The sequence below is a fragment of the Lacibacter sp. H407 genome (assembly GCF_037892605.1).
GTDB lineage: Bacteria > Bacteroidota > Bacteroidia > Chitinophagales > Chitinophagaceae > Lacibacter.
Genome location: NZ_JBBKTU010000001.1, coordinates 748,136 through 761,064, shown reverse-complemented (window position 1 = coordinate 761,064; position 12,929 = coordinate 748,136). Strand labels below are relative to the sequence as shown.

Here is a 12,929-nt window from a genome sequence, read left to right as displayed (position 1 = left end):
CTTTTGAATTATTTTTGACGCTGATATGAATAAACAACTCCTTACACTTTGTTTTGTTTTGCTGAGTCTTTTTGCTACAGCACAGGACCCTGATGCATCGCAACTGCACGAAACAGGCAAACAGTTTATGCGTAGTGGCGATTGGGCCAATGCCGTACTCGTTCTCAACAAAGCATTGCAGAAAGAACCGCAGAATATTTTGATCTTGAAAGATCTGGCAATGACTTATTACTATCAACGTGACTTTGCAAAAGCACGTGAGATCATCAAACCATTGGTTGATAAAGATGATGCAGATGTTCAGGCATACCAGATCGGAGGTAATGTGTACAAGGCATTGCAGGAGCGGAAGGAAGCGGAGAAAATGTACAAGAAGGCGTTGAAAAAATATCCAACCAGCGGTCCGTTGTATGCAGAGTACGGTGAGTTGTTATGGATGATGAATGAAAATTTTACCAGCATTGAACAATGGGAGTTGGGTATCAAGAACGATCCCGGTTATGCAGGCAACTATTATTTCGCTGCACGTTATTACTATTTCACAACCGATAAAGTATGGGCACTGCTCTATGGCGAAATTTTTGTGAACATGGAAAGTTACAGCAGCCGCACGGCTGAGATCAAAAACCTGTTGCTCGACAGTTATAAAAAATTCTTTGTGGTTGATCCAAAAGCAAAACCTACCAAAGAAAAGAACGAATTTACAGAAGCATTTATGGCGGTGATGAACCGTAACAGCAGTGTGGTGAACAATGGCATTACCAGCGAATCACTAACGATGCTGCGTACACGCTTTTTACTGGATTGGAATAAAGACTATGCTGCAAAATTCCCGTTCCGATTGTTCGATCATCAAAAACAATTGCTGCAGGAAGGAATGTTTGATGCCTACAATCAATGGATCTTTGAAGCAGCCGGTGATCTGGCAAAATATGAAAGCTGGACCAAACTCAATGCAGAACAGTACAGCGAGTTTACACGTTTTCAAAAATCAAAATTATTTAAAGTGCCCAACGGGCAGTATTATAAAAACAGTAACTAACACAATGAAAATCCTCCGCATCACGGAGGATTTTTTAGTTCGTTTCATTGCGCTTTTCTCCTTAACTTACTGTTACAACAGCAGGATATCCCTGTTCTATTTTCTTATTCAATTGCATGCTATATGACGAGTCCCAAACGTTTATTTGATTGTATTGATGTACAGTTAGCAAAATTTCCACAGGAAGCAATGTTTGCTGCCAAAGAAGAAGGCGGCATCTGGAAAAAATACAGCACGGCCGAAGTAAAAACAACGGTTGATCGCTTAGCAGCCGGGTTGATCCATCTCGGCGTCAGCGCCAACGATATGAGTGTGGAGAAGCGAGATAAGATCGCCATCATCAGTAATAACCGGCCTGAGTGGATGTTGCTTGATCTGGCTGTGCAAAAAACAGGTGCTGTGTTGGTGCCCATTTATCCTACATTGGCAATTGCTGAACTTGAGTTTGTTTTGAATGATGCGGCAGTAAAGCTGGTGTTTGTAAGTGATCAGGATCTCTACGATAAAGTACAAATTGCACGTGCCAAAGTACCAAGTGTGCAGGCCGTGTTTACATTCGATTATTTACAGCCATCGTTGCATTGGAAAGAAATAATGAGCAAAGCAACCGATGCAGATTTCAAACAATTGGCATTGGCGGCGGACTCTATTCGTTACGACGATATGGTAACGATCATTTACACATCAGGTACTACCGGAACACCAAAAGGTGTAATGCTCAGCCATAAAAATATTCTCAGCAATGTAGTATCGAGCACTATGGTGTTTGATGAGTTTTGTGTGCCCGGTGATAAAGCGTTGAGTTTTCTTCCGCTCAATCATATTTTTGAACGGATGGTCACGTACATCTATCTGTTCAATGGTGTGTCGATCTGGTATGCAGAAAGTTTGGAAAAGATCGGCGATAATTTAAAAGAAGTACAACCTTCTGTATTTACAACTGTTCCCCGCTTGCTCGAAAAAGTGTACGAACGTATTATGGGAAAAGGGCAGGAGTTAACAGGGCTAAAGAAAAAATTATTTTTCTGGGCAGTAGACGTGGGCAGTCATTATGATGTTGGACGGAACCGGGGCTTCTTCTACAATCTCAAACTCGCCATTGCCAATAAACTCATCTTTAAAAAATGGCGTGAAGGGTTGGGTGGGAAAGTGAAAGCTATTGTTACAGGTGCCGCTGCTTGTCAGGTACGTTTGTTGCGTGTGTTCACCGCAGGCAAAATGGTGATCATGGAAGGGTATGGTTTAACAGAAACATCGCCGGTGATTGCAGTGAATCAATTCAGTGAAAAAGGACGACGGTTTGGAACAGTAGGTCCGGTGATCAATGGAGTGGAAGTAAAACTGGCGGAAGATGGCGAGATCTGTTGCAAAGGTGATAATGTGATGATGGGTTATTACAAACGCCCGGATCTGACGGCTGAAGTAATTGACAGTGATGGTTATTTCCACACCGGTGATATTGGTGTGCTGGAAGGAGGTAAATTTTTAAAGATCACAGATCGCAAGAAAGAGATCTTTAAAACAAGTGGTGGTAAATATGTGGCACCACAGCCGATTGAAAACAAAATGAAAGAAAGCAAATTCATTGAACAGATGATGGTGGTGGGATCGGAACGGAAATTTGCAGGTGCGTTGATCGTTCCTTCATTTGAAAATCTGAAGGTATGGGCCGGTCAGAATAATGTGAGCTTTGGAACAGTGCATGATCTCATCCGCAACCCCGCAGTACTGGAAATGTATAAGAACATTGTAGAAGAATACAACCGGGAGTTTAACCATGTGGAGCAAATCAAAAAATTTGAACTCTGTGCCAATGAATGGACGGTGGATGGTGGTGAGTTAACTCCCACATTGAAACTAAAACGGAAGGTGATCATGGAGAAATATCGGGATGCGATTGAGCGGATTTATTTGTAAACGATTGTACTAAATGGAGTTCATGTCAAATAATGGGATTGTAGACTATACGATTTTAATTATGATGCTTTTAGGGATACTTGGTTTTACTTCTTGTGACGAAAGTCGTATTAATAAATTGAAGCGGCAAGGTATTGTGGGGAAAGCAAAAATTATAGATTGTAATAGCAGATCAAAAGGTGCTGGTGTTATTGTCGATTATACGTTCATTGTTTCAGGCAAGATGTTCAAAGGGAAACAAAGTTATTATGAATTAGGAAGCACTGTTTGTAGCGAACTATTTTATCAGGATGTTTCTATTATATATATTGAAGACGAACCCGATGTGAACAGGTTGATGATTAGTAAAAATGATTTTGAAAAACTAAAGTATCCTTTTCCTGATTCTCTAAAATGGGCAGAACGTTATTAATTAAACTGGCGGAGTTCGAAATGACGCACTCCGATTAAATGGAACTTTAAGATTACTCAAACACTTACGCCGTCATGTCGACGGCAGGAGACATCTCTAGAATTGAGGAATGTATAAGTCAATGGTTAGGCCTAAAGAATAGCTGCTCTATGCAATGCCGCACAAGAGTGCGACGCAACGAAAGTGTCATAGCAGCACCACCGCCAGTCACCCAAAAACCGCATTCATTTTTTCCCGTCACGGCAAATCTTCTATCTTCGCAGCATGCTTCCAAAATACAAACGCATTCTGCTGAAACTTTCCGGAGAGTCATTAATGGGCGATAAGAATTTCGGAATGGATTCCACCGTTATTTCGCAATACGCTAAAAGCATCAAATCGATTATTGAACTGGGTGTGCAGGTGGCCATTGTTATTGGAGGCGGCAACATTTACCGTGGTATGAACGAGGCAGAGACAGGTATTGAACGGGCACATGGCGATTACATGGGCATGCTGGCCACGGTGATCAATGGCATGGCGTTACAGGCCGGACTTGAAAAAGCAGGTGTGTACACCCGTTTGCAAAGTGCGATCAAAATGGAACAAATTGCTGAACCCTATATCCGCAGAAGAGCGATCCGTCATTTGGAAAAAGGACGTGTAGTGATCTTTGGTGCAGGTACAGGCAATCCTTATTTTACAACTGACACTGCCGGTTCGTTACGTGCCATTGAAATTAATGCCGATGTAATTTTAAAAGGCACAAGAGTCGATGGCATTTACACGGCCGATCCCGAAAAAGATCCCACTGCTACCAAATTTGAACATATTACATTCCAGGAATGCCTGAGCAAAAACCTTCGTGTAATGGATATGACGGCGTTTACACTCTGCATGGAAAATAACTTACCCATCATTGTGTTCGACATGAATAAGCAGGACAATCTGAAACGTGTTGTAACCGGCGAGAATGTTGGAACCATCGTAAACGGGTAAGCCTTTGCACATTCGGTATAAGGTTGGGGATAAAAATACGCCTGCAACTATTCCACACTTCTTTTATTGAAGCTAACTTTCCTTTGCAATCCGTTTGCAGAATTTGTTGCACCTAAATTTTACAACCATGCCGTCTATTTTTCTTGCGATCCAGATTTCTGTTTTAGAAATTGTGATGTTCCAGATAGGTGCATTGGTATTAGGTTTTGTGATCCATTATTTCTGGAACATGCGCAATGGCAGTCAGTTTGATCAGGATATTGATGTAGAAAAATATGAGAAAGAAGCGCATGACTGGCGCATGAAATATTACAATGTACTGGAGCAACAGAAAGAATCGGGTGAACACCTGAGTAAAGATCTGCTGCAGGCAAGAGAGAATGAGCAATTGCTGGTTGATGAAATTGAAGAGTTGAAAGAATTGATACAAGAATTAAAGCAACGTCCGCAGGAAGTGATCGTTCAAACTTCTTCAGTTGTTGCTGCTGCAGATGTAAGTCCGGCTGAATACCTGGCGCAATTAAAATCCGCACAGGATCATTTGCTGCAGCACAATCAAAATATTTCCAAACTGTTGAACCAGGTGGATCTGCTGGAAAAAGTGGAGCAGAAACATCAGGATACATTACAGCAGAATCAATATCTCTCGGAACAATTACAATTGTTGCGTCGTTCATTAACGGAGAAAGAAGGTGAGCTCAATACCATCCGTCAGCAAACTGTGCTTACACAGGAAATGAAGAACCGATTGGAAACAGCGTATGATGAGTTCAATGAAATTCAATCGAAGCTGATGAAAGTGGAGCAGCAGTTATCATCGCCACAAACACATTCGTTGCACAATGATGAACTGGAAGAAGCCAATCACATGTTGTCGGTTGAGTTAAACGATATGCGTACCAAGCAACGTGAATTGGTGGAAGAGAATTCCCGCTTGTCGCAGCATGTGATCGAAATGGAAAGTAAGTTGAAAGAATCGAACATGCAACGCCAGCAACTCAATAAGCGGAATGAATTTTTAGAAGAGCTGAACAAAGATTTACAGCAGGTGAGTGATCATAATAAAAAGCTGGAATCGCAACTGTCACGCCTTTCTGAAATTGAAGCGATGCTCGCAAGGATTTCTTCCAATCAAAATCAATAAATCAGCGTTTGTTCACTATTCCTTCCTTAGTTTTGGCGCCTCACTAAAGCAACCTGTTTTATGTCGTCCATTGCTGATATCCGCAGAGATTATTCGCTCAAAACATTGAATGAAGACGAAGTAGCCGATTCGCCGTTTCTGCAATTTGCTGATTGGTGGCAGCAAGCCATTGAATCAGAAATTGATGAAGTGAATGCCATGACGCTGGCAACTGCGTCACTGGAAGCAGTTCCTTCGGCACGCATTGTATTGTTGAAAGGATACGATGAAAAAGGGTTTGTATTTTACACCAATTACGAAAGTGCAAAAGGAAGAGAGCTGGCCGAAAATCCCAAAGCCAGTTTGTTGTTTTTCTGGAAAGAGCTCGAACGGCAGATCCGCATTACGGGCATTGTAGAAAAAGTGAGTGCTGCAGAAAGCGATGAATATTTTTTATCACGCCCTACGGGTTCACAAATAGGTGCATGGGCATCGCCACAAAGTCATGTGATTGAAAACCGCAGCTGGTTAGAGAAGCAGGTGAAAATGCTGGAAGAAAAATTCAGTACAGAATCTGTTACCCGTCCATCGCATTGGGGTGGCTACCGTGTAAAGCCGGTGATCATTGAATTCTGGCAGGGAAGGAGCAGCCGTTTACACGACCGGTTACAATATTCGCTGCAGGAAAATGGTAATTGGAAAATTGAGCGATTAGCACCTTGACCTTCAACGACGAAGCAATGCACAGAAAAAAGGGTTGATGAGGATGTTCCTATCAACCCTGTTAACTTTTCAACATTGTGTTTAGTCTTTTTTCTCAGCTTTTTTAGGAGCTGCTTTCTTAACAACTTTTGCGGGACGGCTCTTGCCGAATGAACCTAAAAAGCGTTTTCCTTTTGCTGTTTTTTTATCACCTCTGCCCATAGTAAAATTTATTTGAAACGTAAAAGTAATGATGATGGAGCAATTACAGCTCCTGTTTTGTGAAGTTGAGTATAAAAAAAGCAAGAAACGTAGGGTTTCTTGCTTTTTCTACGAAGCAAACAATTAGAGTTTTGCAGCCAATTCTTTACCTGCTTTAAATTTCGCAACTTTTTTCGCTTTGATTTTGATAGTTGCACCTGTTTGTGGGTTACGACCCGTACGTGCAGCACGCTTGGTTACAGAGAAAGTACCGAAACCAACCAATGTTACTTTACCACCACCTTTTAATGTTTTGGTAACTGCTTCAATGAAAGAATCCAATACAGCATTTGCCTGTGTCTTTGAAAGTTCTGCATCTTCGGAAAGTTTTGCAACTAATTCAGCTTTGTTCATGTGAGAAGTTTTTTAAGTGGGACAAATATAGATGCTTTTGCTTTCCAACAAAATTTTTTTCGAATCACGAAAACCTGTAAGGAAATCGCTCAAATCCGCACGGGCAAAGGATTTCATAAAAACAAATCTTTTTATGGATCACATGATAAGTGAAGTGTAATTGCTGAAATGCCTGTGCAGCAAGGGTTTCGGAAGAGTGATTGCTGGAATGCTTGTACAGCAAGGGTTTCAGCAGGTGATTATTGTGTATACAATGTTTCTAACGCAGTTATTTATTTTCCACAATTACTGCACAAGCTCCATCACACTGCGGAATGAAATAAATCGATTACCCCATTTTGCAAATGCTTTTTCACGCAAGGATGCTGAGAATTCAGCAATGTATTTTTCCTGCAGTTCTTTGGTGGTTGCAAAATATTGTGCGGTGTACGTGGCACCCTCTTCATCATCCGATTCAAGTAAACGCAATAATTGTGCATTGGTAAAACAACCGGTTGATACCACTTCGGACAGATGTTCTTCCTGCATCCATTTCACCCATTCAGCTTCTATTTCCCAGGCAACTTTTGAAGTAACATTGTATATGATCATTTTATTTCAGTTTTAATTCAAGATAAACCGGACAATGATCGCTGTGTTTTACATCCGGAAAAATTTCTGCATCTTTTACGTTGTTCTTCAGTGGTTCTGTAACACTGATGTAATCAATACGCCATCCTTTGTTTTGCAAACGTACAGTTGGAAAACGCTGGCTCCACCAACTGTAACGATGTGGTTCGGGATGGAATTCACGAAACGTATCCACCCATCCGCTTTCAAAAAACTTTGTCATCCATTCACGTTCTTCCGGTAAAAAGCCACTTGATTTTTTATTGCCCTTGGGATCATGAATATCAATTTCTTTATGTGCAATATTGTAATCGCCGCAAAGTATAAGTTTGGGATGTTTCTTTTTTAATTCATTGAGCCATTTGAAATATTCATCCAGCCATACATATTTGAATGCCTGTCGTTCATCGCCACTGGTACCGCTGGGGAAATAGGTATTGATCAAACGAATGTCGCCAAAGTCAAGTTGTATAACACGGCCTTCATCATCACTGGGTCCATGGCCATTTCCTGTTTCTACATGATCGGCTTTTATTTTTGAAAATACTGCCACGCCGCTGTATCCTTTCTTTTGCGCACTGAACCAGTAAATATGATAACCAAGATCAGTAAACAAAGCTTGGTCAATATCTTCCAGTTGCGCTTTCGTTTCCTGTACGCAAATAATATCGGCAGGATCAGTTTTCAACCAATCGATCAATCCTTTTTTAATGGCAGCACGAATGCCGTTTACGTTGTAAGAAATAATACGCATACTGATTTTTTTCTGCAGCGAAAATAAGAAAGGCGAACTGTTTCTGTTCGCCTTTCTTTCGTGGTTACGATTTCTTCTCGTAAACTGTTTGTTCAATTTTATTATGAACCGGTTTTACCGTTTGCAGAAATTTGTAGATGGCTTTTATTTCGAGGTCGCTCATGCGACTGAAAGGCCCCCATGCCATCGGGCTGTGTTTGATCAACTTACCATCACGAATTCGTTTGCGAAATTGTTCTTCGCTCCAACCATAGATGCGACCGGTTTCTTTATCGGGTGTAAGATTGGGCGACATACATTCAAATTTTGTAGGATCGGTCACCGATTCCATTTTAAAACCACCGGCAAACGGTTCACCAATAAATGCACCTGTTTTTAAATCACGATCGGTATGGCAACCTATACAGTTGGCAACACTCATGGCCATGTATCGTCCATATTCAACCGTTGTATCGGGTTGTACAGTTTGAGGTGGAGTGCCATTTGGTCCAACAGGTTTTATTACGAATGCTTTTAAAACCATGCCTAATGGATTCATCTTGTTTTTTGGCACTTCATTTTTTACAGGCTTGATGGTTCTGATATACGAAATGATCGCTGTAAGATCTGCATCGCTGATATTATAAAACGGCATGAAATCAAAAAGTGCCCGGCCATCGTGCCCAACGCCATAGCGTAAAGAACGTGCAATGGTTTCATCCGATAAACTGCCGATTCCGGTTTCTTTATCGGGTGTAATATTTTTCACATAGATATGGCCGATGGGTAATGCAAAATCTCTTCCGCCAGGCAAATCAACTTCTGCACCACTGTTGACTAACTCTTCTGTTCCGGGTTTTGCATGACAATCGGCGCAATGTGCTGGGCCATAAACAAGATATTTGCCTCTTGCAAGAATAGCACTGTCGGTAGATGCTTTAATAGCAGGCAATGGTGCTTCAAATGTTTTGTTCTGATTCAGTAATGTAATAATGGCAATGCCGGCAATGAGAAACAACAGGATGAGCCCTGTCCATTTCAGGATTTTTTTAAACATGATGGTTGGTTTTGGGGTTGATGAGTGTAAACGAATGAACGTTCTGCAATAGAAAAGGTAAAAATAAAATCAGAAAACTGCAAGCAGTTCATAAAAAAAGCCTTGATGTGTTTCATCAAGGCTTTTGCAGTAAGTGTTCTGACACGTATTAAAATTTAAATGCAATTTTCAGTTTCAGGAAGAACGGATTCCCTGGTGTGTAGTGCAATTCATTTACAGGATCAGTTTCATTGCGTAATCTTGATTCTGTAGCAAACTGTGCTTCGTTCCATTCGGTATTAAACAAATTTTCGATTACTGTACCAATTTCAAATTTGCGGAATGCATAACTGATCGACGCATCGGTTACAAAATATCCTTTGGCTGTAATGCTATAGTCTTCGGTAGCGGCTCTGTTTGCCAGGTAACGGTAACGTATACTTGCATTCCAGCTGTTGTGCTGATAGTTAATTCCACCGGTGCTGGTAAATGTGGGAGCTAACGGAATATAATTTTCTCCTTTCGGGTCTTCAATGCTTCTTGCATGTGCGTAGTTGATATTTGCATCTGCACTGAATTGTTTAGAGGGTTGCCAACGTACTGATACATCGGCACCCACTCTTCTTGTTTTGCCACCGGGTTCCACAATACCTGCATCGCCTACATATACAAACTCCTGCTCCAGAAACAAATGCCAGGCTGTTGCATTGATAAGTAATGAACTGAATGGTTTCCAGATAAAGCCAAGATCAGATCCGTAGGAGGCGGGTAAAATTTGCCGGCCGGTTTGTGGCAACACCACTCTTGTATCGTTGCTGTGAAAACCTTTTCCGTTTTTAAAGTAGAGTTGAAAGTTTTTAGAAAACGTATAATAAATGTTCACTTTCGGGCTTACGATCATTTTTTGTTGCGATGGTAACGAAGTATTCAGTTGATCAGCATAAGCGAAATGAAAATAATCGGCTCTTGCTCCAATATTGAACAGCCAGTTGCCACGTTCTATTTTTTCATCGGCATACAACCAGGCATTGGCTTCTTTTACATTACCCAGTTGAATGGCTTCCAGTGTTTCTGTTTTGTTTTTTGTACGTGATAACTCTGAATTTGTTGTTGCATCAAAACGCACACCGCTTCCAATGCTGCTGATAAAGCGGGTAATACCTTTTTCTCTTGTTCGTTGCCAGGTGGATTGTGCACCATAAATATCTCTTGCTTCCTGCTGGCGTATCTGATCACCATTCACCGGATCAATTAAGAAAAAGGTGAAATTGGAAATAAGATTGAAGTGATAGCGTGAATAATACAACTGATGTTCCAACAAATCATCGTTTCGCAAACGCTGTGAAAGTTTTGTATTAAAGTTGATTCGACCTGTATAGCCGCCTTCTGTATTATCAATGGCGCCAAAGCGTGTAATGGTTCCATCAGCAACGGCACGTTCAGGAATTTGACCCGATGCATCCCATTTGCTGTTGAATACATTTGCCTGCACCGATAGTTTTGTGTTGTCGTTCAATGCAACATTGTATTTGCTCCAGATGTTGAAACGGTTAAAGTGTTGTGCACTTTCAAATGGCCCGTCAGAATAAATATATTCAGCTGCTACATACGCATTCTGTTTCTGATTGCTTTTCGGCAGCATATTCATCATTACAAGATTGCGGTAGCTGTTGAACATGCCCACTTCTGTTTGTATAATATTTTGTGTAAGTCGATTTGCGGTTTGTAACTCTACATAACCGGCTGTATTAAAATTGCCTTGCTCAGTATAGTAACTTCCTTTTCCATAATCAATGGCTCTTACCAATTCAGGGATTACAAAATGCATATCAGCATAACCTTGCCCGTGTGCATGCGATACCATGTTCACAGGCATTCCATCCACTGTAATCTTTACATCGGTACCATGATCTACATCAAAGCCACGTAAAAATATTTGTTCTGCTTTGCCACCACCCTGGTGTTGTGCAATAAACAAACCCGGTACATAACGTAAAAATTCCTGTGCAGAATTAACCGGCCGTTGATTGAGATCTATTTTGCTGATGGTTGCATGTACTTTGCTGGCATTGCCTGCGGAGATCACTAATTCTTTTAGATTAAATGCAGCACGACTAAGCGAAATGATAATTGAAGATGAAGAAGCGGTGAGTTCCTGCTTTGCATAACCGATTGCTGAAACGGTAATTGCTTCTTCGCCTGGTACATTGAGCGAAAAACTTCCATCTTTTCCCGAGGTAGTTATTTTGGAACGTGTTTGCAATACAGCACCTTCAATCGGTTCGTTGGTAACACTGTCAACAATACGACCTGTAATGGTGCTTTGCGCCATTGTGCAAATGGTAAGCACAGACAAGATGAATGTGAGTAAATATGTTTTCATAAACAGCAGTATGAAAGGTTATAGCGTTTTTAATTCCTGTTTAATTTCATTCGTAACCAGCGGGCCTAATTCAAAACTACTTTCCAATGCTTCCGTTAAGTATTGTTTGGCTGCAGTTTTATCGCCGCTTTGTTTTAATAATAATCCGATATGGAAAAGAGCGTCGGGTTCAAATGTTTTGTTGATGATACGGCTTTGTGCAATACGTGTTGCTTCGTTTAATTGTCCGTTTTTATAGAGTGCCCATGCAAACAGTTCGTACGATTGCGGAGTGGGGCGGTTATTAATTTCTGTTTGTGCAATTTTCATGGCTTCTTTTGGATCGTTCAGTTCATCACTTAAAATGCTGAACATGTATTTGTTGTACATATCACCATAAGCCGGGTTGCTTACTTTGTCAATAAACGAAGCGAGGTATTTATTTTTTGCATCATTGTTTTGTTCAAAGGCAGCAATTTCACTCAGCAGCAGATCGTAGTCGGGAACAGGATGTTTTTCCTGTAACCAGATCAATATTTTTTTCGCAAGGGTTGTGTTCTTGTCGTTTGAATAGGCGATCCATGCAATTCCTTTCCATGCATGGAAATAGTCAGGATTTTCTTTGATTACTTCAGTATAGAGTTGATACGATTCCTGAATGCGGTTGTTGTGGCCATACATATCGGCCAGGTTTGTTTTTACCCAAAGCAGTAATTGCTCATTTTTTGATTCCAGCACATCAGCGTATGCTTTTTCCATAAAGCTGATACTTGCTTCACTGTTTCCTTTGTGATCTTCCAGTTTGGCTGCACGACTGTAGTAATCGAAATTGGTTTTTGAACGAAGACTGTTGAGGATAGCTTCTGCTTCTTTCATTTGACCCAGCTCCAGTTTTACATCAAACTGTTGCAGTCTGGTAAAATAGAGATCATCGCCCATGATGGCAGCAGAATCCAAATAAAGATCAGCCTGTAAAAATTTGTGTTGTGTAACACAGTTGGCGGCAAGTGAACGATAAACACCTGAACCGAATTTGTGTTGAATTTGATTGGCTATACGATACAAGCTATCACTTTGATGTACGTCGTTGATATTGCCGCTGTATTGAAACCTTCTGCTGTACAATCCGGCAAGTTTGATTTGTGCAACCAAATCATCATTCGCTTTTTCTTCCAATCGCATTGTCCAGAACTGCATATCTGCTTTCAGTACTTCAGATGAAGTACTTGCGCTTTTCTGTTCCATCAAATTTGTGACGATCTCTTCCTGTACAACAGCATTATTTTTTGTTGAGCAGGCAAACAGAAAGCTAAACCAGCAGGCGATGATAGATAACTTGTACATAAAATTAAATTTGTAGTTGATTGGTTTGGTTTTAAAAAGGCGAAGGCTGTAACCCC

General features: G+C 40.9%; 13 protein-coding genes. 6 read left to right on the top strand and 7 right to left on the bottom strand.

Going from position 1 to position 12,929, the window contains the following annotated elements; translation table 11 throughout:
* The first annotated feature begins 25 nt into the window (after nt 1-25).
* From WG989_RS03230 to pdxH, 6 genes are all read left to right on the top strand, one after another.
* Nucleotides 26-1,042 carry a tetratricopeptide repeat protein gene (locus WG989_RS03230; protein WP_340427306.1) on the top strand — a complete coding sequence of 339 codons (1,017 nt, stop codon included), beginning with the start codon at nt 26-28 and terminating at the stop codon, nt 1,040-1,042.
* 123 nt (nt 1,043-1,165) lie between these two features.
* A complete protein-coding gene (locus tag WG989_RS03225) occupies nt 1,166-2,959 on the top strand; it encodes an AMP-dependent synthetase/ligase (RefSeq protein WP_340427305.1) in 1,794 nt (597 codons plus the stop codon).
* Nucleotides 2,960-2,981: 22 nt separating this feature from the next.
* Nucleotides 2,982-3,371, top strand: a complete 390-nt coding sequence (locus WG989_RS03220) for a hypothetical protein (RefSeq protein WP_340427303.1) — start codon at nt 2,982-2,984, stop codon at nt 3,369-3,371.
* A 264-nt stretch (nt 3,372-3,635) separates the two neighbouring features.
* Entirely contained in the window at nt 3,636-4,349 is a 714-nt protein-coding gene (gene pyrH, locus WG989_RS03215) for a UMP kinase (RefSeq protein ID WP_340427302.1), read from the top strand.
* 127 nt (nt 4,350-4,476) lie between these two features.
* Complete coding sequence (locus tag WG989_RS03210; RefSeq protein WP_340427300.1) at nt 4,477-5,493, top strand: coiled-coil domain-containing protein; 1,017 nt, start codon at nt 4,477-4,479, stop codon at nt 5,491-5,493.
* Nucleotides 5,494-5,553: 60 nt separating this feature from the next.
* On the top strand, nt 5,554-6,195 hold the full coding sequence (gene pdxH, locus WG989_RS03205) for a pyridoxamine 5'-phosphate oxidase (protein WP_340427299.1): 642 nt from the start codon (nt 5,554-5,556) through the stop codon (nt 6,193-6,195).
* Nucleotides 6,196-6,276: 81 nt separating this feature from the next.
* Here pdxH and WG989_RS03200 read toward each other — a convergent pair whose 3' ends face one another.
* From WG989_RS03200 to WG989_RS03170, 7 genes are all read right to left on the bottom strand, one after another.
* Nucleotides 6,277-6,396: a 30S ribosomal protein THX gene (locus WG989_RS03200; protein ID WP_182803750.1), complete on the bottom strand. Its 120-nt coding sequence runs from the start codon at nt 6,394-6,396 to the stop codon at nt 6,277-6,279.
* Between the two features lie 123 nt (nt 6,397-6,519).
* Nucleotides 6,520-6,789: an HU family DNA-binding protein gene (locus WG989_RS03195; RefSeq protein ID WP_340427297.1), complete on the bottom strand. Its 270-nt coding sequence runs from the start codon at nt 6,787-6,789 to the stop codon at nt 6,520-6,522.
* 285 nt (nt 6,790-7,074) lie between these two features.
* Nucleotides 7,075-7,380 carry a DUF4286 family protein gene (locus tag WG989_RS03190; RefSeq protein ID WP_340427296.1) on the bottom strand — a complete coding sequence of 102 codons (306 nt, stop codon included), beginning with the start codon at nt 7,378-7,380 and terminating at the stop codon, nt 7,075-7,077.
* 1 nt (nt 7,381) lies between these two features.
* Complete coding sequence (locus tag WG989_RS03185) at nt 7,382-8,152, bottom strand: exodeoxyribonuclease III (RefSeq protein WP_340427295.1); 771 nt, start codon at nt 8,150-8,152, stop codon at nt 7,382-7,384.
* A 64-nt stretch (nt 8,153-8,216) separates the two neighbouring features.
* Nucleotides 8,217-9,188 (bottom strand): c-type cytochrome, encoded by a 972-nt coding sequence (locus WG989_RS03180; protein WP_340427293.1) that lies wholly within the window; start codon nt 9,186-9,188, stop codon nt 8,217-8,219.
* Between the two features lie 148 nt (nt 9,189-9,336).
* Complete coding sequence (locus WG989_RS03175; protein ID WP_340427292.1) at nt 9,337-11,550, bottom strand: TonB-dependent receptor; 2,214 nt, start codon at nt 11,548-11,550, stop codon at nt 9,337-9,339.
* 18 nt (nt 11,551-11,568) lie between these two features.
* Nucleotides 11,569-12,873, bottom strand: coding sequence for a tetratricopeptide repeat protein (locus WG989_RS03170; protein ID WP_340427291.1), 1,305 nt, complete (start codon nt 12,871-12,873; stop codon nt 11,569-11,571).
* Nucleotides 12,874-12,929 lie beyond the last annotated feature (56 nt).